Here is a 25,935-nt window from a genome sequence, read left to right as displayed (position 1 = left end):
TTGTGTTAACCCCAAAAAAAAGGGGTTTCCTGGTATACATAATAATTAAGCCAGTTTGAAAAGAATAAATGACCATGAGAACGCCAGCGATTAATTGGCGGCTGGGTTGGATCATTATTTGGAAAATAGTTCTCCGGTATATGGATTTCAAGGCCTTTGTTCAAGTCTCTTTCATACTCTTGGGCCAGTGAATCTGATTCATATTCCAAATGTCCGGTAATCATGACATGCTTTCTATCCCGAGAGGCAATTAATAAGGCACCTGCATCTTCAGAGGCGGCTAATAATTTTAATTCTGGATTCTTTTTAATTGCTTCAATCGATACATCAGTATAGCGAGAATGGGGAGCATAAAACTGGTCGTCAAACCCACGCAGCAAAGTGTCATTTGGTTCGAAAATCCGGTGAGGATAAATACCTGAGCATTTTCGCTGTAACTCAAATTTACCAATCCGATAATGATAGTTAAGAGCAGCCTGCGCACCCCAGCAAATATGTAACGTCGAAGTGACATTTTGATTGGCCCAGTCCATAATCTCAGTTAATTCCGACCAATATTTAACTTGATCAAATTCTAATAGCTCTACAGGGGCCCCAGTAATAATCATCCCATCAAATTTTAGGTTTTTCACTTGGGAAAAGGTGGTGTAAAACTGTTCGAGATGCTGTTTACTCGTATGGGTGGATTCATAAGAGTTGGTTTTTAGAAAATTGACATTTACTTGTAAAGGCGAGTTTCCTAATAGTCTTAAAAGCTGTGTTTCTGCTTTTTCTTTTTCAGGCATTAAATTCAGAATGAGGATATTTAATGGTCTGATGTCCTGAGCAATAGCACGTTCATTATCCATAATGAAAATATTTTCGTGTTCGAGAATTTCCCTCGCTGGAAGGAGTTTTGGAATGTTAATTGGCAAGTGATCAGCCCCTTTCTTCAGGTTAATTAGGCGTATTTCTAAATACTACATCCATTTATATAACTACCTACGATAAGGAGTCAATGAATATTTGAAATATTTGATATTTATATTATAAACATTATTGTAAATTCAGAAAAGTATTAATTAATTTGTCATAATTAATAATCGGATTGAAAGCGCTAATTTGATACAATGAAACCGTAAGTCCAATTCTAAATGCTGAATGCGAGGGATAAAGGTGGTATTAAAGACAGAAGTGAAATCAGACATTGATATTGCACAAGAATCAAAGATGAAGCCAATTGTTGAAATCGCCGAAAAAATTGGTTTGGAAGAGGATGATCTAGAACTTTTTGGTAAATTCAAAGCTAAAATCTCAAATGAAGCTCTTGCTAAACTCAAAACGAAGAATAGCGGAAAAATTATTCTTGTCACTTCCATTAATCCAACACCAGCAGGCGAAGGTAAATCGACTGTGACAGTTGGACTGGCAGATGCTTTTAATCGGATAGGTAAAAAGACAATGATCGCAATTAGAGAGCCTTCACTAGGCCCAACTATGGGTATTAAGGGTGGGGCGACTGGCGGTGGATACTCGCAAGTCCTGCCAATGGAAGACATCAACTTACATTTTACTGGAGATTTACATGCGATTACGACTGCAAATAATGCCCTCGCCGCATTAATCGATAATCATCTTCAACAAGGAAATGAACTTAACATAGATCAACGGAGAATAGTCTGGAAACGGTCCCTGGATTTAAATGACCGTGCACTAAGAAAAGTTATTATCGGTCTTGGTGGACCCCTTCAAGGTGTTCCAAGGGAAGATGGCTTTGACATTACGGTCGCATCGGAAATTATGGCGGTTTTATGTTTAGCAACAGATCTAAAGGATTTAAAACTACGATTATCAAGGATGGTTGTTGCCTATAATTATCATAAGGAGCCGGTAACGGTCGGTGACTTAGGTGTGGAAGGCGCATTAACTTTATTGTTAAAAGATGCGGTCAAACCAAATCTTGTTCAGACAATTGAACATACGCCTGCTCTTATTCACGGCGGTCCGTTTGCAAATATTGCCCATGGGTGTAATAGCGTCATAGCAACTAAAGCTGCGGCTCAGTTAGCGGATTATGTTATCACTGAAGCTGGCTTTGGAGCAGATTTAGGTGCAGAAAAGTTTTTACATATTAAATCAAGAAGTGCAAGGATTCAACCAGAAGCAGTTGTTATTGTTGCGACTATTCGTGCCTTAAAAATGCATGGGGGAGTAGCAAAAAGTGAGTTAGCTAAAGAGAATATTCCATCACTAACACTTGGTTTTGCAAATCTAAAAAAACACATTGAGACAATCAATAGCTTTGGATTACCAGTAGTTGTTGCTGTTAACAAATTCATCACTGATACAGAACTTGAAGTAAAAACATTACTTGAATGGTGTGAAAGAGAGAATGTTCCTGTTGCCTTAACCGAAGTGTGGGAAAAAGGCGGAGCAGGAGGCATCGAACTAGCTGAAACACTTTTGGCTGTCATTGACAAGAATGAAACCAATTTTAAGCCTTTATACGACCTATCTGATCCGATTGAACAGAAAGTTAGAACAATTGTCCAAAAGGTTTACGGTGGAAAAGATGTAGAATTTTCTTCAAAGGCTAAAAAACAATTGATTGATTTTGAAAAATTCGGCTGGTCTAATTTAGCTGTTTGTATGGCGAAATCTCAATATTCCTTGTCTGATGATCCTGTAAAGTTAGGTAGACCAACGGATTTCAGCGTGACGGTCAGGGAGTTTAAACCTTCGATTGGGGCTGGATTTATCGTTGCGTTAACTGGAGATGTTATGACCATGCCAGGGCTGCCGAAAAAACCTGCTGCCTTAAATATGGATGTGGATGAAAACGGGAATGCAGTTGGGCTTTTCTAAATCAAAAAAGAAAGTAGCAAAATTTGAACCTAGATAACTGTCTAGCGCAAGCGGCCGAGCGGGGGCGCTTGCGCTTTTCTTAAGAGGAGAGTAGATGGGATATGTTTGATCCGACAGCCTTTGATAACATGAAAGTGGTGATTGAAGGTGCACTTTATGATTTAGATATTATCGGTGAGATTGTTATTACGGACCGAAACGATCTAATCAACATGGCTAAGATGTCTCGGAAATTTGATGTATCTTTCCGTTTACCTAAAAGCAGTATAATAGCGAATATTGAAATGACATCAAACCTGGTTAATCTAGCAGCAGAGCTTTTACCGGCCATACAATCAGAACAGAAGGCAGGGTGTCATTTAAGGCTTCAATTTTTAATTGAACATAAAGACATGGAAATAGACTTTCATGCGGTTGAAAACATCCTACTAAACGTATGGGGGTCCACGAGAAAGTTAACTCAAATTGTTCAGTATCGACCACTTGAAATTGTACGAAAGCAGACTCATGTGATTAATGTTGATTTTGATCGATTGATTCGGGAAGACCAAGTGGATGATTTGGTTGAAATGACTGAGTTTATCATGACAACTCTTAAGCAACTGAACAGGGAATTTTAGTAATATGAAGCGAAACCAGCTTTTCATCCAAAGCTGGTTTTAATTAGGTCTTTAAAATATTTACAATATTCAAATTTTTATGTACGATTAATTTACATATCTGTTCATTTTTTTATAAAAAAGGGGAGATGACGTTGGTCAAAACGGCTTGGGTCACAGATAGTACAGCCTATTTAGACGAAGAATTAAAAAATCATCCAGATTTATATACCATTCCACTAACGATTTTACTTGATGGTGAGGAATTTTCTGATGGGATTGACTTAACCCCTGCTCAATTATTCGAGAGATTAAAGCAACTTAAAAATCCACCTAAAACATCACAGCCTTCCATTGGAGCCTTTCAAACATTATACGAACAACTGACTAAGGATTACGACCAAGTTGTCGCCGTTCTTTTATCAGGAAAATTAAGTGGCACGGTATCCTCGAGTGAGCAAGCTGCAATGCTTGTTGAGATTCCGGTAACCACCTTTGATTCCAATATCCTAACCTATCCAATGACGGCTTTACTTAAAGAAGGAATAAGGCTGCTTGAAGCAGGTGCTAGTCTTGAATCAGTAATCAGTCAACTCGAAAGAATTAAGAAAACCAACGAGACCTATGTTCTTGTTGGCAGTTTAGAACAGCTCCACCGAAGCGGCAGAATGTCAGGCTTGAAATTCTTTCTCGGCAGTATGCTTAACGTTAAACCAATTATTTCGATCGAAGATGGTGCGCTGAGTGTGAAAGAAAAAGCAAGAAGTGAGAAAAAGGCAAAGGAAAAAATATTGGATTACTTAAGGTCATCCTACGAGCAGCATCATTTTAAAGAGGTATATATTTTATATGGATTGCACGAGGGTCACGCAGCTAATTGGAAGGATGAATTAAGAAAGGAATTTCCTCAACTAGAAATCAACTGTTGTCCATTAGGCGCGGTAATCGGCGTGCATGCAGGTGAAAATACCCTTGGCATCAGCTGGCATAATGAGTTGAAATAACTTACTCCCAAACTGAGCATACTAAAATTGCATTAAATCTTAGATGAGAGGGAGATGCGTCATTAGTAAGCAAGGGAGACAAAATCCGAACCAAACAAGAGAACAAATTGAAAAGCAAGACAAACGAAATGATATTGAACTTGGAAGCGAGTTTCAAATTGGTAATAGCAAGTCGCAAAGTCAGAAAAAAAGCGGACGCCAAGCTAACAAAAAATAATCCCGAACATTCGGGGTTATTTTTTGTTTGTTTTTCATGTTAAAATAGCAAGGATAAAGGTAGGTGCTTTCAAGCAATGAAGAATCCGATAATTGTGCTAACAGAAGAATTTGTCCGTAATGAATTAGCTGAAGATGCGACAGGCCATGATTGGTTCCATGTCGACCGCGTTCGACGGAATGCGTTACATATTTGCTGGGAAGAAAAGACAGGAGAGGCGTTCATTATTGAAATGGCTGCATTACTCCATGACATCCCTGATGAAAAGTTGAATGAAAGTATCGAAAAAGGTGAAGAAAAACTGGAAACTTTTTTGCAAACAATTCCGCTAACAGATAATGAAAAAAAACATATAAAACAAATTATCGCAACGATTTCCTATAAAGGCGGCATAAACAGTGAGCTCTCAACGATTGAAGCCAAAATCGTCCAGGATGCAGACCGATTAGATGCGATTGGAGCCATCGGGATTGCGAGGGCGTTTGCCTATGGCGGTAAAAAAGGACAACCAATTTATAACCCCGGCATTAAGGTTCGAAACGAAATGAGCTTAGAAGAGTATCGAAAAGGTAAATCAACAAGTATTCACCACTTTTATGAAAAGTTGCTTAAATTAAAAGATTTACTAAATACAGAGTCTGCCCGAGAAATGGCAGAAAGCCGTCAACAAATGATGGAAACCTTTTTAGAACAATTTTACCAAGAATGGGATGGACAAGAATGAAAATGCTCACAGGAGAAAATGTTTCGAAAACGTATGGGGAAAAACAGCTCTTTAACAATATCTCGTTCACGATTAAAGAAAAAGAGCGTGTGGGATTAATCGGGATCAACGGGACCGGTAAATCATCATTATTAAAAATTATTGCAGGACTAGATACTCCTGACGAAGGAAAAATCATCACAAGTAAAGACTATTCCATTACATTTTTAGACCAACAGCCGGAGTTAGACGGTGACAAAACGGTCCTTGAACAAGTCTTCCATGGCGATGCTCCCATCCTAAAACTAATGCGTGCTTATGAAAAAACTTTATTAGAACTGAATCTTTCTCCAAATGACACGAAAGTCCAAGAAGACCTTTTTGAATTACAAAAGCAAATGGATGCTTTAAATGCTTGGGATGCTAGTACCAATGCAAAGTCGATTTTAATGAAATTAGGGATTGAGGAATTTACAAAAAGAATCAGTGAACTTTCGGGCGGACAGAAAAAGCGCGTCGCATTGGCTCAAGTATTAATCGCCGAGCCGGATTTACTTATTTTAGACGAACCTACGAACCATCTTGATTTTGATTCGGTAAAATGGTTAGAGGATTATTTAAGTAGATACAATGGCTCGATCTTGCTTGTCACACATGATCGCTACTTTTTAGATCGGGTTGCGAATCGGATGTTTGAGCTCGATAGTGGTCAATTATACAGTTATAAAGGGAACTATGCCGCCTTTTTAGAAGCAAAAGCGATTCGTGAAGAAAATGAGGCAGCTACCTTTGAAAAAAGTAAGAATCTGTTCCGCAGGGAGCTCGAATGGATTAGGCGTGGTGCAAAAGCCAGGTCTACAAAACAAAAGGCGAGGATTCAACGTTTTGATGAGCTCGATGAAAAGGTTTCAAGTGGGAAGTCATCTTCTGAAAAGATGGATATCTCGTTAAATGGCAGTCGGCTTGGCAAGCAGGTATTTGAACTGAAGGATGCTTCCAAGCGATACGGAGCAAAAACGATTTTAAATCATTTTGATTTACTTGTGAAGCCGGGGGATCGGATTGGCATTATCGGGAAAAACGGAACCGGGAAATCAACCTTATTAAATATCCTCGCAAAACATATCCCCCTTGATGAGGGTGAGTTTATCATGGGGCAAACGGTAAAAATCGCCTATTATACACAGGAAAGTGAAGATATGGATGAAAATAAGCGGATGATTGAATACATTAAAGAGACGGCCGAGATTGTCGAAACATCGGATGGGAAAACGATCTCTGCTGCTCAAATGCTTGAACGCTTTCTATTTCCTCCATTTTCGCACGGTACCCCAATTCGAAAGCTATCGGGCGGAGAAAAACGACGTTTATATTTGTTAAAAATATTGATGACTGCACCAAATGTGTTATTGTTGGACGAACCAACCAATGATCTCGATACCCAGACACTGACGGTACTTGAAGATTATTTGGAAGATTTCCCGGGAGTGGTAATCACTGTTTCTCATGACCGCTATTTCTTAGATAAGGTGGCTGAACAGCTTCTCGTCCTACAAGGGGAAGGTACAATAGATTCATTCTTTGGGAATTATACAGAGTATCTTGAGAAGGAATCAGCGCTTGAAGCACAAAAAACAGTCGCAGTTTCGGCCAAGCCAACTAAACCGGTTGAGAAAGAAAAAAAGAAAAAAATGACTTATCTAGAGAAAAAAGAATGGGAATCAATTGACGAGGATATTGCGAAAACAGAGACCCGCATTGAAGAAATAGGTGTTGAAATGGCAAAAACAGGCAGTGATTTTACGAAAGCACAGGATTTGATGAAGCAGGAAAACGAATTAAACGAAAAGCTTGAGTACTTAATCGAACGCTGGTCATATCTGGCAGAGCTGGCTGAAAAGGAATAAGAGTGCGTCCAGGAGCGTACTCTTTTTCTTCAAGCATATCCGGTGATTGAAACTTATCCAATATGATAAACTGGATAAAGAAATCATAAGAATTAGGTGATCTTTTTGAAAATTAAGGCGATTGAACCAACGCCAAGTCCGAATACAATGAAAATTAATTTAGATGAAGAACTTCCTATGGGGAAAAGCCATAATTATAAAAAAGAAACAGCAACAGATGCGCCAGCCGTTATCCAATCCATCCTTCAAATCGAAGGCATCAAAGGCGTGTACCATGTCGCAGACTTTCTTGCTGTCGAGCGGAATGCAAGATATGATTGGAAGGAATTATTACCTCAAGTTCGCCAGGCATTTGGAGAAAAAGCGAATGAAACTGCAAACACAGCAAAAATAGATGAACATTTTGGTGAAATTAAGGTTGAAATCCAAATGTTTAAGGATATTCCACTCCAAGTAAAGCTTACCGATGGCGCTACTGAAAGACGGTTTGGATTGGCGGAACACTTTTTAAAGGCAAGAGAAAGGGCACAGCTTCCTGAAGATAACTATATCTTATTGCGAAAGTGGCAAAATCAGGGCGTTCGCTATGGAGATTTTGACCAAATTGGCAAGGAGGTAGTCGATGAGCTCATTGCCGCGTATCCACTGGAACGATTAGAAGAATTAGTTACAAATGCTCAATCAGCAGAATCTACTTCAGAACCAAAAATTAATCTTTCTCGCAAAAAGGTAACATTGGAGGATTTGCAGAATCCCGATTGGCAGATTCGCTATCAACTCCTCGAGCAAATGGATGATCCGGAACTAGAGGATTTACCCGTACTTGAAAAAGCATTATCTGATGAAAAGGCTTCGATTCGAAGGCTTGCAACAGTGTACCTAGGCATGATCAAAGAGAAAGAGGTACTTCCGCTTTTATATCAGGCATTGAAAGATAAAACTGTGACCGTTCGAAGAACCGCGGGAGATTGTCTATCAGATTTAGGGTTTCCAGAAGCGGCCGACGAGATGATGGAAGCATTGCAGGATAAGAGCAAGTTAGTTCGCTGGCGGGCAGCTATGTTTTTATATGAAGCAGGCGATGAAAAGGCCCTTCCAGCGTTAAAAGCTGCCGAAAATGATTCGGAATTTGAAGTCAGTTTGCAAATAAAAATGGCGATTGAAAGAATTGAAGGCGGTAAAGAAGCTAAAGGTTCTGTTTGGAAGCAAATGACTGAATCAAGGAAAGCGACCGAATAAAATTGCAAATAGCTAATAGATTAGGTATTCTAAAGTGGATGAACCGAAACGGAGTGATTTAAAATGTCAAATGCTTATGATGAATATATGAAACAAATGGTTTTACCGATGCGCGAAGAATTAACAAGAGCTGGCTTCGAAGAGCTACCTACTGCACAAGATGTAGAACAATTTTTGGAAAATGTCAACGGAACAACGCTGGTTGTCGTAAATTCTGTGTGCGGATGTGCTGCTGGATTGGCTCGTCCTGCTGCAACGCAAGCGGTGCTAAATAGCGAAAAAAAGCCAAACCACCTAGTAACAGTTTTTGCTGGACAGGATAAAGAAGCCACAGCGAAAATGCGTGAGTATTTCGAAGGTATTGAACCCTCATCACCATCTATGGCATTATTAAAAGATAAAAAAGTCGTTCATTTCATTCCTAGACATGATATTGAAGGAATGCCGATGGAAACAGTTATGCATAATTTACTTGGGGCATTTGAAGCCCACTGCTAATTAGGATGTCAACCGACATCCTTTTTCTATGATTAAATTGTGATTTTTAAACTGTTTTTTTCCATTTATAAGAAAAAAGAAGTATAATATTTTGTATAATAACTAATTTTAGAAAAAATAGATTATACATAATCTTGCTAAGAATAAGGTGAAATGAAAAATGAACAATTGGCTTCGTAAAACGTTATTTGTATTAGTATCTGTTTTAACTTTTGGACTTGTTACCCCCACACAATTAATCAATACGGTAAATGGAGAGAATCTTGCCGATCGTGATGCCTTTGAAGCGCCATCGACCGAAAGTCACTTTGGACAAACAAACACGTTTATTGAAGAATCAGATTTTGACAAAGAAAAGTTTATTGAAGAATTAATAAAACAAGCAGAATTCCAGTCATATCAAAAATTTGGTCCAAGGATTAAACCAGTCATCGAAAATGAATTTCGGGAAATTATTTTACCAAATATCGAAACTGCACTTGAAGAAATTGCTGTCCAATTTCCTGAAGAAGATTTGAAAAATCTCACCATAACCGAACATCCTGGTGCCGGCCTTTCTGAAAAAATCTTTAATATTAACAATCGCGCTATCGGTAAAGATATACTTCGTTTTCATGTAAGACGAGATAATCCACCGCAAGCAGGTTACTGGTTTAATTTTCATTACCACACCTACCATGATAATTTCCAGAGCCATCATGAGTTAGGGTCTATTTTTTGGGCTAAAAATACACCACCTAAATGGATGAGTTAATGTGAATTTGCTTATTGGCAGGAAAAAATTTTATTATAATAAATGAAACCTTTTTATGACAAACTCGTAAATAGACTATTACCTAAATTGGAGGAATGAAAAATGGCAGTAAGTTTATCAAAAGGTCAAAAAGTTGATTTAACAAAAACCAATCCTGGTTTAACAAATGTTGTGGTTGGATTAGGATGGGACACAAACAAATATGATGGTGGAAATGACTTTGATTTAGATTCATCAGTTTTCCTATTGGGGGAAAATGGAAAAGTTACGAATGAAAGTGACTTTATTTTCTATAATAATCCACAAGGAGCAAATGGAGCTGTGGTACATACTGGAGATAATCGCACAGGTGCTGGTGATGGTGATGATGAAGGCATTAAAGTAAGCCTTACAACTATTCCAGCCAATATTCAGCGGATTGCGTTTACCATTACAATTCATGATGCAGAAAGCAGAAATCAAAACTTTGGACAGGTTTCAAATGCCTATGCCCGCATTTACAATGAGGCAAACGGTGAAGAATTGATCCGCTATGATTTAGGTGAGGACTTCTCGATTGAAACAGCAATTGTTGTTGGTGAATTGTATCGCCACAATGGTGAATGGAAATTTAGTGCCATCGGCAGTGGGTATCAAGGCGGATTAGCTGCACTTGCAACTGACTTTGGACTATCGATAGGTTAATATTTCAAAATGAAGAGACCCAATCAATAATGGGTCTTTTTACAAAAGCTTTGTTAACAATATGTCTAGCTGCTGCGCCTAGGGGCTCTATGGTCTACAGCCAATCCGTCATGAAGGTAAAGTACAACCTTCATGACGGAGTCTTATGCTTGCCCTGAACAAGGCGCTTCCGCTTGTCTATTCTAGGAGGAATTACTTTAATGTCAGTTTTGAATCATATCTTGGACACCTATGCGCAATTTTTTGATTTGAATATGTGGGGTAAAATATTAGCCGATCCAGTCAGCTGGGGACTTATTGGGACACTTATTATTTTAGAAGGATTACTTTCTGCTGATAATGCGCTTGTTTTAGCCGTTATGGTTAAACATTTGGAACCTAAAAAGCGTAAGAGAGCCTTGTTCTATGGTTTATTAGGAGCATATATATTCCGATTTATTGCGATTGGAATCGGAGTATACTTAATCAAGTTTTGGGTCATTAAAGCCCTTGGTGCCGCGTATCTTGCTTGGTTAGCGATTAAGTATTTCATCGATAAGCGTAAAGGTGATACTGGTCACGATGATGAGGAAGCTGCAGGGATTAACCAAGGCGGCTTGCTAATACGCTTATTTGGCACCTTTTGGGGAACGGTAGCTGCCGTTGAATTAATGGATATTGCATTCTCAGTAGACAGCGTTCTTGCGGCATTTGGGGTCAGCAATCAGGTATGGATTTTATTTGTAGGTGGGATCCTTGGTGTGTTAATGATGCGTGGCGTTGCCGGAGTTTTTCTTACACTAATCGACAGGATTCCTGAACTTGAAACCACCGCTTATATCTTAATCCTAATCATTTCTATTAAGATGGCACTAACCTTACCGTTATTCAACATCCATATTGAATCATTACATTTCTTTATTATTCTAGCCGTAACATTTGGAGCTACCTTTATTGTTCACTTCATGAATAAGAAAAAGGAAACTAGCAAAGAAAACTAAAAATTGTTGACTAAAAAGGGGAGCTGACGAGAGTCCGTCTCCTCTATTTTTTACCTTTAAAGAGGAGAAAGTGGTTATGGAATTTTTTACATACTTTTACGAAAATGAAATTAAAGGATTCTTCTTCCAAAAACCGCAGGCTTTTACAAAATATTCTCACCGTGAAATACTGTCCTATGGTTTAGGCGCCACGCTTTATATGCCTGCCACACGCCCTAATATTCATCAAGAAATCCTCTCTAAGAAGCATGAAGGTTTAACCTCCCTTGTCATCGACTTAGAAGATGCTGTTGGTGATAACGAGGTAACTGATGCTGAAGCAATGCTTATCAGTGAATTATTAAAGTTATTTTTTGAATTAAATAAAGGCTTTTTGAGCTATACAGATCTACCGCTTATGTTTATCCGAATCCGAAACCTAGAGCAGTTAAATCGGGTTACCGAACAATTAGGGGATGCAATAAGTCTGCTTACTGGGGTCGTGCTTCCAAAATTCAGTGCTGAAATTGGAGAAGAATTATTAATGGAAGTAAACCGATTACATACAAAGGAGCACCCATTTTATGCTATGCCGATCTTGGAGACAGCAAAGGTCATTCAAAAAGAAACGAGAATGGAAGAATTAATGAGTATAAAGAATCTTCTTGATCGCTACAAGGACATTATTCTTAATGTTCGGATTGGGGCTACTGATTTTTGTGGATTATATGGAATTCGCCGCAGTGCGGATACTACCGTTTATGATATCGCTGTCTTAAGAGATTGCATTTCAGATATTATCAATGTCTTTCAACGCTTTGATAGTTCCTACGTTGTATCGGGTCCAGTTTGGGAGTATTTTTCTGAGAAAAAGAGAATGTTAAAGCCACAGCTTAGGCAAACACCGTTCCGAGAACGGTACGGGGATGAAGGGTTGAAATGGAGAGCAAAATTAATCAATGAACATATGGATGGTTTAATCCAGGAAATCTTAATGGATATTGCAAACGGAATAACAGGAAAAACGATTATTCATCCTTCACATATCAAAGTAGTGCAAGCCCTAAATGTTGTTTCCTACGAGGAATTCATTGATGCTAGCAATATCATAAATGCGGCAAATGGGGATATTGGCGTTTTGAAAAGTAATTTTGCTAATAAAATGAATGAAATAAAACCTCATTATTATTGGGCAAAGAAAACCATCTTAAAATCACAGCTGTACGGGGTGTTACATGAAGAATTCACAACCATTGACCTTATCAAAAAAGAAGTATATGTATAATATCCTAGACTCCATTGAAACAGAGATAGAAGTTTCTGAAAATCCGTATGATTTAACACTAGAAGAATTATTTACAATGGCAGCTAGAATAAATAAGAAACGGTCGTTTTTGTTTGTAAGTAAAGTGCTTGGTAAACACTTACCAATTGATCCCAATAAAGGACTCCAAACTGGAGCACTTCTTGGTGCGAGATTCCTTGAAACGGTAAAGGAGATAAAATGTTTAGAAACTGAGAGTCTATTAACCTCCTTTAAAAATGGAGAATTATATCAGAGTAAGGCCTTTATCCCTGACAATATTCGTCCTGTAGTGATAGGATTTGCTGAAACCGCCACATCACTTGGGCATGCTTTTTTTGATTGCTTTAACTCGGCTGAATACTTTCATACCACTCGAGAAGAACTCGAACAGGTGAAACCAAAAATTACCTTTGAAGAAGAGCATTCCCATGCGACATCACATCGTTGTTTTATTCCGTTAGAAATGATACAAAATGAACGAGAGATCATCCTCGTTGATGATGAACTAACAACGGGTAAAACCGCTTTAAATATTATCCAATCGATCCATGCTAAATTCCCAAGACATGTTTATACCGTTGTTTCCATTTTGGATTGGCGTTCAGAAGAAAATCGAAATGGTTTTATCCGTCTTGAACAGGACCTGGGGATAAAAATCAATGTGGTAAGCCTTTTGGCTGGTACAGTACAGGTTAAACAGCATAATGAAATGAATAATTGGTCAATAAAAGAGGAATCGAACAAGCGCGTGGAGTCCTCTGTCGAACAAATAGACCTATCACCTTTTTTTACCATGACCCTCTATTCAGCCAATAACCCGATGAATAAGGCAGCATTTATTAAAGAGACAGGTCGATTCGGCCTAAGCAGTACGGAAAATAGGAGTCTTCAACAGAAAACCTCTGCAGCTGCGGCCGTTTTAAACAAAAAAAGGATTGGAAAAAGGACGCTTTGCCTAGGCACTGGAGAGTTTATGTATCTTCCGATGAAACTAGCTGCCGAAATGGGTAAAGGTGTTTATTATCAATCAACAACTCGAAGCCCGATTTTTATCGAAGACAAAGTAGGATACGGAGCGAGGTATGGTGCGTCTTTTCCTAATCCTGAAGACCAAGATATTACTCACTTTTTTTACAATATTCCACCAGGATTCTACGATGAAATATTTATCTTTTTTGAAAGAACAGTAAAGTTAGAGAATCTTCAACCATTACTGAAAGAACTAAATAAATTACAAATAAAGATGATAAGACTTGTCTTTTTTTCTGAATATCGAGGTGAACAAGTTGAAAACCACAATCAATAAACCGGCAAAGATCGGAAGCTATAATGCGGAGGATGTTCAATTTCTATTAAAGGATTTAAGTGATATAAAGCTAGAGGATTCGACTGAAAATCGGGAATTGATGGTTCAATCAGGTGTTCACTACAGCGAATCACTGCCAATTGAGTACCAGCCGCCAAAGGCGTATGTGGATTTATTTTGGGAAACCTTACAGGAATACAAACAAAAAGTTGCCCTATGTATTGGTGTTGTGGCTGAACAAATCTATCAATCTAAGGGTGATAGGGCCGTACTTGTTTCTCTGGCTCGTGCAGGAACGCCTGTGGGGATATTAATAAAAAGGTATATCCATATGCATTACCATGTATTATTGCCGCATTACAGTGTTTCAATTATCCGCGACAGAGGGATTGACGAAAATGCACTTCAATATATACTTAGCCAACATCCAGAGGCTGATATTCAATTTGTTGATGGGTGGACAGGTAAAGGGGCAATTTCGCTTGAATTGACTAAAGCCTGTCATGATTATCAACAAAAATATGGGATAAACCTTGACGACACATTAGCAGTCATCGCAGATCCAGGTTATTGTACCACTTTGTTCGGAACCCGTGAGGATTTTTTAATTCCTAGTGCATGTCTAAACTCAACTGTATCTGGGTTGGTGAGCAGGACGGTTTTAAATGATCAATATATCGGGAAGGATGAATTCCATGGAGCTAAGTATTACGAGGAATTGATTCCTGTTGATGTTTCCAATGAATATATTGATTTGATTAGCAATGAATTTGTAAACATTACAAGCAAAGCGGCGGAGATGGCTACACATAAGGAAAATAAGAAAATAGAAACTGGATTCTTGGGGATGGAGGACGTCAAGCGAATTCAATCTGAGTTTGAAATTGAAAGTACCCATTATATCAAACCAGGAGTCGGAGAAACAACAAGAGTTCTGCTTCGCAGGGTTCCATGGAAGATACTAATGCGCGATCCGTCAAGTCCATTTGTCAAACATATTCTCATGCTTGCCGAAGAAAAGGGTGTAGAGGTGGTACCATATCCAAATTTAAAGTATTTATGCTGCGGCTTAATTAAGTCGGTTAAGGGGATTAAAAAATGATCTTTGCATCTGACCTTGATCGTACATTGGTTTATTCGAAACGGGCTATTGAAGAACTAGGAGAACTAGATAAAACAGTCTTAAAACCCGTTGAAAAAAAAGATAATAATTGGGTTGCCTATATGACAGAACGATCCTTTTTTGCTTTAAAAGAGCTCTCACTAACTAGTCTTTTTGTTCCGGTTACAACGAGGACAACAGAGCAATTTAACCGTTTCTACATTTTTAAGGAGGAGATACAGCTAAAATATGCAATTACTTCAAATGGGGCCAATATTCTTAATAAAGGTGAAATAATGAAAGATTGGTCGACCTATATTTTTCAGCGTATGAACGCGGAATCGGTTCCCCAAAATGAGTTGCTTGCGATTTTAAAAAGAGAAGGCTTTCATTTTGATGGACAAATAAAGCAGGCGGAGAATTTATTTTTCTATTTCATCTTAAACAGTCTTCCACCTGCTTCAGATCGAAAAGCGATTAATGATTTGGCTGTATCATATGGTTGGAGGATCTCCATACAGGGGAGAAAGCTCTACTTTATCCCTCTTGCGATCAGCAAAGGGGATGCACTTGAATTTATCTCTAAGCGAGAAGGTATGGAAGTCATTGCGGGTGCGGGGGACTCCGTACTAGATTGGGACTTTCTGGAAAACTGCCAATATCGATTTGTCCCAGCCCATGGTGAGCTTGCTAGGGTGTCAGGCACTAGTAATTTTACACTTACAAAAAATTATGGTGTTAGTGCAGGGGAGGAGATTACCCAACAATTTTTACAGCTGCAACAACTTATAGTTTAATTTATTTCACTTTTCGGTTAAAAACAAGTAAGTATACGCAAGAAAATAAACTATAGCATCCAATAAAGAATAGAATCGACATGGCTAGTGAATGCAATGTTGAAGAAAGCAGCATCGTAAAGATTAAGCTAAACACAAATAAATCTAGGTAAATAAAAACATCGGAAACCATCACTTCCATCACGGTATTTAATTCTTCCTGAATGTGTTCTATCCTAGGCCGCTTATATAAAAATCTCATTCGAGTCACCTACTTTAACGTCAGTACTCAAATAGTATGTAAGGACAAGGAAAAAGGTGAAAAATGAGGAAATGGTGAAAAAGACGAAACATTTTTTTATGACATTCGTATAAACAAATGAACCAATTAAATAACTATGATATGATGTTATGGAAACCTTACATAATTTTCTAGCGCTAGAAAAATAGCTTTCTTTTTTGAGGAAGGGATTATGAATGCATCCATCATTAAATCAGCTAATCGCCCATCCAGTATCCCTTTCAAATGAAAATTGGCACGCCTTGCTGAAAAAACCGCTACCTGAACGGCCAAATTATTCATTAGAAAATGGAAAAATTCACATTGGGCAAGTACTTGGAAAGTTCCTTGGGATACCAATCGATACGGATACCTATTATAACCAGCTTTTTGATTATGTTAATAATGAGGAATGGAGACTTCATTTGCTAAGTGAGGAATCACTAGATAAAACAATTAACAACACTCACTTTCAATCCATTCAAAAAGTCATAAATATTAATCGTGAACAAAAGCTGTCCATCAACCGATTTACGGCTTTTCTAGATGGGGAACAGTTATTGTTGAAATCAAAGGTACCGGTAATCCATAGGAAGATAAGAGAAGCGATGATCGCAACACTGGAGTTGTACGCAAAACTTGAAGGGGACGGGCTAAAGAACCACGAGCTTAGGCGGGTGCTTGTTGACATTGTTAAATGGTCCATCAATCATTTACAGCCCGTTTTGGAGATGGCTGATCCACAAATCGAAATGCCTAGATTTTTGTGGTACGGCGACTTTAAGAAAAGCCACCAATATTTTTTATATTATTTAAGCAGGCTTGCCTGTGATATTGTTATTTTCCATCCAGAAGGTAAGGATATTTTAGAAGGTATGATGGAGGACCCAATCTTCTCGCATCAATTTCAAAATAAGCTGCCTGCGGAACCGTTCCCGAAGGAAAAGCGCAGTCGTAAGGCAACGGTTGCATATAGAGCCTCAAAAGAAATTGAAACGATTTTAAACCAAGAGGGTTCAGGTCTTTATAAACCATGGCAATTAAGAGATTATACTCCGTCCTCGATTACATTAAAAACGACCTATGATGAACTATTTATTCTTGGGAAAGAAATGGCGATGGTCAGACCAGATTTTGAGGTGGGGAACGGACAAGTCAAAATACCTTCTATCTTTGCTAAAGTACAGGGTGTTAGTAAAAATCGCAAAGAGTACTGGGACCGTCTGCAATCACTCAATGAATTAGACCATAGTTTACTGATTCGCCGTTTGCCAATCACGATGACAAGCACAAGTGATTTTCGCTTTCATTATCGAAATGCCCTTGATAAGGATGGCTTAATTAATCCGGCTACTATGATGCAAGCACATTACTGGCCATATTCCTTTTTATCTTCAGGATTACAAAAAGGAATCGCTAATGCCGTTAGGAGAATCTGTGAAAAACCAGGTTTAAAGCCCTTCCCAAAGGAAAGTATAGAAGACGTAAAAATGTATTTATTTACGCAGGCCTTGTTTATGCCAAAACCCATCATTCAGTTAATCGAAAGATTTGACTACTCGCAACATATACCTAAATTAATCATCTACAATAATGAATTAGCAGGTATACTCTCAAGGTCAGATGCAGCACTTATCTTGCTATTAAATCAATTTGGTATTGATATCATCCTGTATAATCCTCCTGGTCATAATGATATTGAAAATTTCTTGGACGAACGTTTATTTGATAAGCATTGGCTTGAAGACGTTGTTTTTGATTTAGAATTTAAAGAACCGTCTATTTTTAAAAAAGGGCTTTTTCAAGGAATCTTAAAAAATTTAAGGGGAGATTAATAAGTGACTCTTACGCCGAATCCATCAAGCGGTTTAAAGCCAGCAGGTACGGATGACATCCTAACAGAAACAAAAGTCTCTGACATTAAACTTGCACTTCGGAAAGAACCAGAAATTCAAAATTTAGCCCGCACGATTGATGAGCGTGACCAAATCCAAGTTTTAGAGTTTGGGAAGGAACCAGCCGTCCAAATTTCCCGTTTTTCGGATCAGATATTAAACAATATGAAGACTTCAAAAGTGGAGGATTCTGGTGAACTGCTTAAACAACTGGGCCGGATTATGGATAAGTTTGATGCTAAGGACTTTCAAAAAACTTCAGGTGGATTTTTTGGTAAGCTTTTTAAAAAGGGTGAAAAAGTGGTCGAAAAGCTATTCGGCAAATACCAAACCATGGGCTCCGAGATTGACAAGGTATACATAGAAATATCGAAATATCAGCATGAAATGGTTGATGCAACAAATATGCTCGAGCAAATGTATGAGCAAAACTATCAATACTATTTAACGCTTGAAAAGTATATTGTTGCGGGTGAGATAAAAGTTGAGGAACTAAAAAATAATCAACTTCCCCAGCTTGAATCCCGAGCCGGAGCAGGTGATCAACTTGCCTCCATGCAATTGGACTCGCTTAAAAATGTCATTGAGTTATTAGAACAACGCATCTATGATCTAGAAATGGCCAAAATGGTCTCACTGCAGACTGCTCCGCAGATTCGTCTTTTGCAAAGAGGAAATACGAAACTGATTGGAAAAATCAATTCGGCATTTGTGACGACCATCCCGATTTTTAAAAATGGTCTGATTCAAGCGATGGCGGCGAAAAGACAAAAGCTGGTTGCTGATTCAATGAGTGAACTTGACCGCAGGACAAATGAAATGCTTCTGAAAAATGCGCAAAACATTTCCCAGCAAAGCACGGATATTGCTAGGCTTGCCGGAGGTCCAAGTATAAAAATCGAGACGATTGAAGAATCTTGGAATATTATCATCAAAGGCATGCAGGAAACAAGGGCTATCGAAGATGAAAATAAACGGATGCGGATTGAAGGCACGAAACGTTTAGAACAACTGCAAAATAACTTTAAACAGTTGAAACAATCTTAGTTAATAAATAGTTTTTGATTTACTAAATTTCTTATTGGGGTGATTGAATTGGCTATTAATTTACAAAAAGGGCAACGTGTTGATTTAACGAAGAGTAATCCAGGATTATCTAAAATCATGGTAGGTTTGGGCTGGGATCCAGTACAAGGCAGCGGTGGCGGCGGCTTATTCGGCGGTTTATTCAGCGGCGGTGGTGCAGCTAATATAGACTGTGATGCTTCTGTTATTATGCTTGGTGCAAACGACAAGCTGCAAAACAATAAGGACGTTGTTTACTTTGGAAACTTAAAGAGCAATGACGGCAGTGTACAACACTCAGGCGATAATTTAACAGGCGACGGAGACGGTGATGACGAGCAGGTAATGATTGATTTAAGCAGAGTACCGTCCAATATTCAGAAACTTGTTTTCGTTGTTAATATCTATGACTGTGTGAAGAGAAAGCAGCACTTTGGGATGATGAAAAATGCTTTTATCCGAGTCGTGAATCCTGGAAACAATCAGGAATTGATTCATTATAATTTATCAGATAATTATAGCGGGCTAACATGCCTTGTGACAGGAGAAATTTATCGTCACGGCAATGACTGGAAGTTTGCGGCAATCGGCAGTGGTACAAATGCTGCCAGCCTTAGTGATGTTGTTCGTTCCTTTAGTTAGGTAATTAAATAAAGTTCAAATAGAGGTGATACGTTTGGGGATAAACTTAGCAAAGGGACAAAGAATTGATTTAACAAAAACGAACCCTGGGCTAACCAAGGTAATTGTTGGACTCGGCTGGGATACGAATCGTTATCATGGTGGAAATGACTTTGACTTGGATGCATCCGCATTTTTAACAGATGCGAATGGCAGAGTTATCCAAGATTCCGACTTTATTTTTTACAATAATTTGATTCACTCTTCAGGCTCTGTTGAACATACGGGTGATAATCGAACCGGAGAAGGCGACGGCGACGACGAGCAAATCAAGATTGACTTTAGTAAAGTTCCCACGCATGTGCATCGAATTGCGATTACTGTGACTATTCATGATGCGGACGCAAGATTCCAGAATTTCGGCCAAGTTTCTAATGCCTTTGTTCGGTTGGTTGACGATGATACTAATAATGAGGTCTTAAGATTTGACCTTGGCGAGGATTTTTCGGTCGAAACAGCGGTTGTTATTTGTGAACTTTACCGCCATAACGGTGATTGGAAATTTAACGCGATTGGCAGTGGTTTTGCAGGTGGATTAGCTTCCCTTTGCCGAAATTATGGATTAGAAGTTTAAATTTATTAAAATTGTGAAGCTGCCGTATTCGGCAGCTTTTTTCCTTTATTCCCCACTTTTGGCTTGTAAATTCAAATTAACTAACTAAGTCCTATGTTATAATTCATTTAATATATTGAATTATTAGGGGATGATAATTTGCGTAAATCGGTAATTACTCTACTAATCGCTGGTTTGTTTCTATCATCCATAACTACATCACAAGCTTCTTATGATGGTATTTTGCTTGGAGATTATCCTAGAAATTCGCTAATCTACCAATCTCTTAAAGATGATCGGTCAGTAGCACTTTTAGATCAAATAATTGTATTACCAAAGGAGCACTTTGATCAACAAGAAGCGGCTGCTATGATTTCCAGAATCAATTCTTTACCTTTCTCCCTTTTGAAAAAAATAAACAATCAGGGAATTAACCTGAAACTTTTTAATGGAAAGCTGACGGATAATCCCACTGCAAGGCAATTAGCTGGGCAGGTTCCGCGGGGTTATACATCTAACGTAACCTGGGATGATGTCCCAGGGATTGGAGGATCGAAGGTGGTCCTTGTTAAGATTGGTTCCAGTGAATCAGGAAAGGGTCATAGTTCTGTAAATCTAGAATTACATGAGTTGGCCCATTCGATCGATCGCTATGTGTATGGGGAGATTAGTGGTTCCAAGGACTTTATGAGCATATGGGAAAAGGAACATGAACAATTATTTCCGGGAAACAGCTATTTTTTATATCCGGAAGAATATTTTGCAGAGACCTTCGCAATGTACTATTTAAATGATGATACAAAAGAACTATTACGGAAGAAAGCACCAAAAACATTTGAATTTTTGAAACAGCTATCGCTTCACTAATTTACCCTTGATTGTTAAAATAGATAAATATGTGCAGATAAGGGAGTGTCCACGGTGAAGCAATATTTAGAATTATGTAAGCATGTACTTGAAAATGGAAACATAAAGGGCGACCGAACTGGTACGGGTACAATTAGCACCTTCGGTTATCAAATGAGATTTGATTTGGCAGAAGGATTTCCACTCGTGACGACTAAAAAATTACATTTAAAATCGATTATCTATGAACTGCTTTGGTTTTTAAATGGGGATACGAATGTTCGGTATCTACAGGAAAACGGGGTCCGCATTTGGAATGAATGGGCAGACGAAAATGGGGAATTAGGTCCTGTCTATGGTCACCAATGGCGTTCTTGGACAGGTGCAGATGGAAAAACCGTTGACCAAATTACAGAGCTTATCAACCAGATTAAAACGAATCCCAACTCAAGAAGACTACTTGTCAATGCCTGGAATGTTGCAGAAGTAGATAATATGGCGTTACCGCCGTGCCACTGTATGTTCCAATTTTATGTGGCAGATGGGAAGCTGTCCTGCCAGCTTTACCAACGCTCAGCCGATGTATTTCTTGGCGTCCCATTTAATATCGCATCCTATGCACTGCTAACAATGATGATTGCCCAAGTGTGCGGTTTGGAGCCAGGTGAATTTGTCCATACCTTTGGTGATGTTCATATCTATCAAAACCATCTCGAACAAGTAAAGTTGCAAATGGCGAGAGAGCTGAGAGCATTGCCGACTCTTAAAATTAATCCACAAGTCAAGGATATCTACTCTTTTGAGTATGAAGACTTTACACTAGAGGGATATGATCCACACCCTCACATTAAAGGAGTAGTGAGTGTATGATTTCTTTTATTGTCGCGATGGACGAAAATCGAGTAATAGGGAAAGATAATCAACTGCCATGGCATTTGCCGGAGGATTTAAAATTCTTTAAGAGGGTGACGATGGGCCACCCAATTGCGATGGGAAGAAAAACGCATGAATCCATTGGTCGTGTCCTTCCTGGCAGAGAAAATATTGTGATCACCCGCCAGCTTAATTATCAGAGTGAAGATTGTACGGTTTTTTATTCCATTGAGGATTTTGTAAAGAACAGCAAAAAGCAAAGCGAAGAAATTTTCGTAATTGGTGGAGCTGAAATATTTAACGAGACATTTGAGTTTGCGGATCGTCTATACATCACGCTTATTCATGAAGAATTTGCGGGGGATACGTTTTTTCCTGAATTTGATCGTAGCAAATGGGAACTAGTGTCTAGTGAAAAGGGCTTAATGGATGAGAAGAATCCGTACGATTATGAATTCAAAATATATGAAAAAAAATCGTAGCGCGGATTGATCAGGTTTGGACTCATAAAAATAAGCATCAGCGCATCGCTGGTGCTTTCTTTTGTATGATATTAGAAATAGGATCCATTTAATTCGTAATCTGCTAATTTAGCAAGCATACCCCTAAATTCATGTGGATGGCAAAATTCTCTTTCGTTGAAATGTGTTTTAACCCAGCTTATTAGTTCCAGTGGGCTATTAAAATATTCCCCACTACGATCGCTTTTACGAATGGTGTATCTTCCATTATCATCATCAAGTGTTACCTCCACAGGAAGAGCCCCATCATAACTGCAAAGTGAAAATTCCATCCTCATCACATCCTATCCTTATTATTTGTCATTTTGAAAAATATATGTTCCTAATGATCCAATTATATTCAAATAAAAGAAAGTTATCAAAATATTTTAATAATTCCTTAAACGCATTTAATCATTGACTTCGTTAGTTGTAATTGTTAAATTGTCATTAGTAATTAATAATATGATACGAAAATGCTATAAATCACTATTGTTTTACTTTTTCTAGATATTGTGAATTTACTATGAATTATTGCATATAACTAACTCAAAACGAATTTTCGATACTATAATCATAGTAGATATAATACAACAATTAAAGGGGATGAAAATCCATGTTTTCTAATATCGGTATACCAGGATTGATTTTGATTTTAACACTTGCATTGATTATTTTTGGACCTAAGAAACTTCCGGAAATTGGCCGCGCCTTCGGACAAACATTAAAAGAATTTAAAAAGTCAACCCGTGAACTAACAGACGATGTTATGAAAGATATTGATGAAGAAAAGAAAAATTTGATTAAATAGGGTGTGAGATTTTAAGTCTTACACTTTTTTCTTCTCTAGGTTTAACCTATAAAAATGCATGAAAATTGTTCATCTTATTAAAACAATGGCACTATTTCGTTTAGAGTCAACTCTATGAGCGATATATACGTGCACATCTTTAACCTTTTGAAATTGGCAGGGGAAGTACATGGATGATAAAGAATTAAATTTAGTTGATCATTTAGAAGAACTACGCAAAAGAATTATTGTATCTGCACTTGCATTTGTAGTCTTTTTTATCGCCGGTTTTATTTATGTAGACGATATCTATAAATGGTTTGTTGGAAATACAAAACTGATGGTTCTCGGACCAAGTGATATAATGTGGATTTATTTCATGCTGGCAACTGTTGTAGCTGTGGCGGGTACTATTCCAGTTCTCGCTTTGCAAATTTGGCTATTTGTTAGACCAGCACTAAGACCGATAGAAAGAAGAATAACGATTTCCTATGTTCCGGCTTTATTTTTCTTGTTTATCATTGGTCTTGCCTTCGGTTATTTTATTATCTTTCCGATGGTTCTAGACTTTTTGGTGAATATGGGAAAAGATATGTTTGTCACAAACTTCACTGCCGAAAGATATTTTAGCTTTATCATGAATATGACCTTGCCATTCGGGGTACTGTTTGAGCTTCCAGTCGTAGTTATGTTTTTGACTTCACTTGGCATCATTAATCCGTTTGTTTTAGCAAAAATTCGTAAATATGCGTATTTCGTTTTGATTATTATTGCAATCGTTATTACACCACCAGACTTTATGTCTGATTTTGTGGTAACCTTGCCACTCTTGCTCCTTTATGAAATCAGTATTAATTTATCGAAGTTTGTCTACCGCAAACGCTTGAAAAAGCTGCAGGAAGAAGACAAAGAAGATGAGGTAGTCGAAGCATAAATGAATACAAAAGACCTTAAGAGATAAAACTCCCTTAGGGTCTTTTTTGTTGAAATACGATTATTTTTAACTTCTAGCTGAAAGATTCTGTTTTTTATGTTTTTTAAGTACCGACATATTATTAATTCATAAATATTTTTTAATCTATTCATAATTAGACACAATTCGTCGTCCAAAGAGTGTATAATATACTCAAACGGGTGAAAAAGAGGATTGATATTTTGTTATTCAAAAGCCTAGAGTTCAAAAATGTTGTTGGACAGAAGGTTAAAGTCATGGACATTCCTGTATTGGAGGAAGATAGCACTTATAAATTTATGATCCAAGTCCGTTTACAGAAGTTTGTTACGTCGCTTTACGACGAAATAAACTTAAAAAAATGCTACTCCTTTAAAGATTATTTGAAAAAGGTCATGAAGTGGCCAGATTATGAACAATTGTTTAAAGTTGGAGAATTAAAGAATAACGCTTAATGCATAATGCCATTCGAGCACCGCAGGGTATCCCCTAGCGGTGCTCTTCTATTTTGGCTATGTCATTGTTGATTTTGGCACTATGTTGATTGGCGCGTAAGGCGCGATGACTTCTGCGGGAGGACGGGGCAGGGGAGACCCCGCAGGCGCAAGCGCCGAGGAGGCGGGTTAGTACCCGCGAACCGCACGCACCTGGAGCAGAAATCAACAGCCAAGTTTAACAGACCTTTTTTTTAAAACATGAAAAGTGATGGATGTTATTCCTTTCAATAGTAGTTAACTGTATAATACATAGCAGTACTGTTAGGGAAGTGATAGTTATGAGCAAAATTAAAATTGTAACAGATTCAACAATGGACATGCCGCTAGAAATCGCCGAAAAACTGGGTATTGTGGTTGTGCCCTTGTCCGTAACAATAAATGGTGAATCTTACTTAGACAGAGTAGAAATTGATGCAGCTGAATACATAACAGTAATGAAAAAATCTGAGGAATTACCGAAAAGTTCCCAACCTTCTGCGGGTACTTTTCTTGAAGTTTACGATCGGCTTGGAGAAGAAGGCTATGAGGTATTATCAATCCATATGACAGGCAAAATGAGCGGGACAGTTCGATCCGCTGAGAGTGCAGCCCAAATGACGAAAACGAAAGTTACAGTCATTGACTCGCTGTTTATCTCGATAGCCCTCCAGTTCCAGGTAAAGGAAGCAGCGGAAATGGCCTTGCAGGGTAAGAGAATGGACGAAATCCTTAACCGGCTTGATAGGGTGCGCGAACATACAAAATTGTATATTATGATAGATACCCTTGAGAATATGGTGAAGGGTGGACGGATTGGTAAGGGAAAAGCCTTTATAGGTTCATTATTAAATATCAAGCCGATTGCCTCGCTTGAAGGCGCGGAATACAATCCCGTCGCCAAGGTTCGCAGCCATACACAGGTGGTTAAATATATGGCCAAGCAATTTGCGGAGGATGTCCAAGGAAAAACGATATATGGTGCTGGCATTGTTCATGCGGAAGCATACGAATTATCCTCTAAACTGAAAAAGGCAATTACTGAATTAACCGGGTATAAAGATATTTCGATTGATTACACGGGTCCTACGATAAGCACTCACACTGGACCGGGGACAATTGCCCTCAT

The 25,935-nt window shown here is 38.3% G+C and carries 28 protein-coding genes; 25 read left to right on the top strand and 3 right to left on the bottom strand.

The features are described from left to right. Positions 1-5 precede the first annotated feature (5 nt). Positions 6-914 carry a homoserine O-acetyltransferase MetA gene (gene metA / locus ACSU6B_RS13750; protein ID WP_410885987.1) on the bottom strand — a complete coding sequence of 303 codons (909 nt, stop codon included), beginning with the start codon at positions 912-914 and terminating at the stop codon, positions 6-8. A 241-nt stretch (positions 915-1,155) separates the two neighbouring features. On the opposite strand from metA, the gene ACSU6B_RS13745 reads away from it, so the two are divergent. The 14 genes from ACSU6B_RS13745 to ACSU6B_RS13680 all read left to right on the top strand — a co-directional run bounded on the left by ACSU6B_RS13745 (position 1,156) and on the right by ACSU6B_RS13680 (position 15,919). After that, on the top strand, positions 1,156-2,844 hold the full coding sequence (locus ACSU6B_RS13745) for a formate--tetrahydrofolate ligase (protein WP_215003150.1): 1,689 nt from the start codon (positions 1,156-1,158) through the stop codon (positions 2,842-2,844). A 101-nt stretch (positions 2,845-2,945) separates the two neighbouring features. Continuing rightward, the gene (locus ACSU6B_RS13740; RefSeq protein WP_410885985.1) at positions 2,946-3,464 is read left to right on the top strand and encodes a hypothetical protein; all 519 of its coding nucleotides are present in this window, start codon (positions 2,946-2,948) and stop codon (positions 3,462-3,464) included. Between the two features lie 134 nt (positions 3,465-3,598). Beyond that, on the top strand, positions 3,599-4,447 hold the full coding sequence (locus tag ACSU6B_RS13735) for a DegV family protein (RefSeq protein WP_410885983.1): 849 nt from the start codon (positions 3,599-3,601) through the stop codon (positions 4,445-4,447). Positions 4,448-4,740: 293 nt separating this feature from the next. Then, positions 4,741-5,388 (top strand): HD domain-containing protein, encoded by a 648-nt coding sequence (locus tag ACSU6B_RS13730; protein WP_410885981.1) that lies wholly within the window; start codon positions 4,741-4,743, stop codon positions 5,386-5,388. Next, positions 5,385-7,274, top strand: a complete 1,890-nt coding sequence (locus tag ACSU6B_RS13725; protein ID WP_410885979.1) for an ABC-F family ATP-binding cassette domain-containing protein — start codon at positions 5,385-5,387, stop codon at positions 7,272-7,274. The genes ACSU6B_RS13730 and ACSU6B_RS13725 overlap by 4 nt, the downstream gene beginning before the upstream one ends. 105 nt (positions 7,275-7,379) lie before the next feature. After that, positions 7,380-8,513, top strand: a complete 1,134-nt coding sequence (locus tag ACSU6B_RS13720) for a conserved virulence factor C family protein (protein ID WP_410885977.1) — start codon at positions 7,380-7,382, stop codon at positions 8,511-8,513. 63 nt (positions 8,514-8,576) lie between these two features. Next, on the top strand, positions 8,577-9,011 hold the full coding sequence (locus ACSU6B_RS13715) for a BrxA/BrxB family bacilliredoxin (protein ID WP_410885975.1): 435 nt from the start codon (positions 8,577-8,579) through the stop codon (positions 9,009-9,011). A gap of 160 nt (positions 9,012-9,171) precedes the next feature. Then, on the top strand, positions 9,172-9,765 hold the full coding sequence (locus ACSU6B_RS13710) for a YpjP family protein (protein ID WP_410885973.1): 594 nt from the start codon (positions 9,172-9,174) through the stop codon (positions 9,763-9,765). Positions 9,766-9,867: 102 nt separating this feature from the next. Beyond that, positions 9,868-10,449 (top strand): TerD family protein, encoded by a 582-nt coding sequence (locus ACSU6B_RS13705; protein WP_088088708.1) that lies wholly within the window; start codon positions 9,868-9,870, stop codon positions 10,447-10,449. A 200-nt stretch (positions 10,450-10,649) separates the two neighbouring features. Continuing rightward, positions 10,650-11,429, top strand: a complete 780-nt coding sequence (locus ACSU6B_RS13700) for a TerC family protein (protein WP_215003164.1) — start codon at positions 10,650-10,652, stop codon at positions 11,427-11,429. A gap of 76 nt (positions 11,430-11,505) precedes the next feature. Beyond that, on the top strand, positions 11,506-12,693 hold the full coding sequence (locus ACSU6B_RS13695) for an HpcH/HpaI aldolase/citrate lyase family protein (protein ID WP_410885971.1): 1,188 nt from the start codon (positions 11,506-11,508) through the stop codon (positions 12,691-12,693). Beyond that, positions 12,644-14,020, top strand: a complete 1,377-nt coding sequence (locus tag ACSU6B_RS13690) for a phosphoribosyltransferase family protein (protein WP_410885969.1) — start codon at positions 12,644-12,646, stop codon at positions 14,018-14,020. The genes ACSU6B_RS13695 and ACSU6B_RS13690 overlap by 50 nt, the downstream gene beginning before the upstream one ends. Beyond that, positions 14,001-15,122, top strand: coding sequence for a cysteine protease StiP family protein (locus tag ACSU6B_RS13685; protein ID WP_410885967.1), 1,122 nt, complete (start codon positions 14,001-14,003; stop codon positions 15,120-15,122). The genes ACSU6B_RS13690 and ACSU6B_RS13685 overlap by 20 nt, the downstream gene beginning before the upstream one ends. Next, the gene (locus ACSU6B_RS13680; protein ID WP_410885965.1) at positions 15,119-15,919 is read left to right on the top strand and encodes a hypothetical protein; all 801 of its coding nucleotides are present in this window, start codon (positions 15,119-15,121) and stop codon (positions 15,917-15,919) included. Before ACSU6B_RS13685 ends, ACSU6B_RS13680 begins: the two co-directional genes overlap by 4 nt. 1 nt (position 15,920) lies before the next feature. Here the strand turns inward: ACSU6B_RS13680 and ACSU6B_RS13675 are convergent, their stop codons facing one another. Beyond that, positions 15,921-16,160 carry a hypothetical protein gene (locus tag ACSU6B_RS13675; protein ID WP_410885963.1) on the bottom strand — a complete coding sequence of 80 codons (240 nt, stop codon included), beginning with the start codon at positions 16,158-16,160 and terminating at the stop codon, positions 15,921-15,923. Positions 16,161-16,375: 215 nt separating this feature from the next. Here ACSU6B_RS13675 and ACSU6B_RS13670 point away from each other — a divergent pair, with 215 nt between their 5' ends. From ACSU6B_RS13670 to ACSU6B_RS13640, 7 genes are all read left to right on the top strand, one after another. Beyond that, a complete protein-coding gene (locus ACSU6B_RS13670) occupies positions 16,376-18,013 on the top strand; it encodes a YceG family protein (protein WP_410885961.1) in 1,638 nt (545 codons plus the stop codon). Between the two features lie 3 nt (positions 18,014-18,016). Beyond that, a complete protein-coding gene (locus ACSU6B_RS13665; RefSeq protein WP_410885959.1) occupies positions 18,017-19,120 on the top strand; it encodes a toxic anion resistance protein in 1,104 nt (367 codons plus the stop codon). Between the two features lie 48 nt (positions 19,121-19,168). Further along, complete coding sequence (locus ACSU6B_RS13660; protein ID WP_410885957.1) at positions 19,169-19,780, top strand: TerD family protein; 612 nt, start codon at positions 19,169-19,171, stop codon at positions 19,778-19,780. A 34-nt stretch (positions 19,781-19,814) separates the two neighbouring features. Next, complete coding sequence (locus ACSU6B_RS13655; RefSeq protein ID WP_410885955.1) at positions 19,815-20,393, top strand: TerD family protein; 579 nt, start codon at positions 19,815-19,817, stop codon at positions 20,391-20,393. Positions 20,394-20,531: 138 nt separating this feature from the next. Further along, positions 20,532-21,239: an anthrax toxin lethal factor-related metalloendopeptidase gene (locus tag ACSU6B_RS13650; protein ID WP_410885953.1), complete on the top strand. Its 708-nt coding sequence runs from the start codon at positions 20,532-20,534 to the stop codon at positions 21,237-21,239. A gap of 54 nt (positions 21,240-21,293) precedes the next feature. Further along, positions 21,294-22,088 carry a thymidylate synthase gene (locus ACSU6B_RS13645; RefSeq protein ID WP_410885951.1) on the top strand — a complete coding sequence of 265 codons (795 nt, stop codon included), beginning with the start codon at positions 21,294-21,296 and terminating at the stop codon, positions 22,086-22,088. After that, positions 22,085-22,573 (top strand): dihydrofolate reductase, encoded by a 489-nt coding sequence (locus ACSU6B_RS13640; RefSeq protein WP_410885949.1) that lies wholly within the window; start codon positions 22,085-22,087, stop codon positions 22,571-22,573. Before ACSU6B_RS13645 ends, ACSU6B_RS13640 begins: the two co-directional genes overlap by 4 nt. 71 nt (positions 22,574-22,644) lie before the next feature. Here the strand turns inward: ACSU6B_RS13640 and ACSU6B_RS13635 are convergent, their stop codons facing one another. Beyond that, on the bottom strand, positions 22,645-22,884 hold the full coding sequence (locus ACSU6B_RS13635) for a hypothetical protein (protein WP_088088697.1): 240 nt from the start codon (positions 22,882-22,884) through the stop codon (positions 22,645-22,647). A 323-nt stretch (positions 22,885-23,207) separates the two neighbouring features. Between ACSU6B_RS13635 and ACSU6B_RS13630 the strand changes: the two genes are divergently transcribed. From ACSU6B_RS13630 to ACSU6B_RS13615, 4 genes are all read left to right on the top strand, one after another. Further along, positions 23,208-23,402, top strand: a complete 195-nt coding sequence (locus tag ACSU6B_RS13630; RefSeq protein ID WP_098931751.1) for a twin-arginine translocase TatA/TatE family subunit — start codon at positions 23,208-23,210, stop codon at positions 23,400-23,402. 169 nt (positions 23,403-23,571) lie between these two features. After that, positions 23,572-24,315, top strand: a complete 744-nt coding sequence (gene tatC, locus ACSU6B_RS13625) for a twin-arginine translocase subunit TatC (RefSeq protein WP_168244829.1) — start codon at positions 23,572-23,574, stop codon at positions 24,313-24,315. Between the two features lie 221 nt (positions 24,316-24,536). Then, entirely contained in the window at positions 24,537-24,788 is a 252-nt protein-coding gene (locus ACSU6B_RS13620; protein ID WP_215003185.1) for a DUF2535 family protein, read from the top strand. A 320-nt stretch (positions 24,789-25,108) separates the two neighbouring features. Continuing rightward, on the top strand, positions 25,109-25,935 hold an 827-nt coding region (locus ACSU6B_RS13615; RefSeq protein ID WP_410885946.1), incomplete at its 3' end, for a DegV family protein.

Origin of the sequence: Neobacillus sp. C211 (assembly GCF_051842875.1) — a bacterium.
In the GTDB taxonomy this organism is placed as follows: domain Bacteria; phylum Bacillota; class Bacilli; order Bacillales; family Cytobacillaceae; genus Neobacillus.
This window is presented reverse-complemented; position numbering and strand designations above follow the sequence as displayed.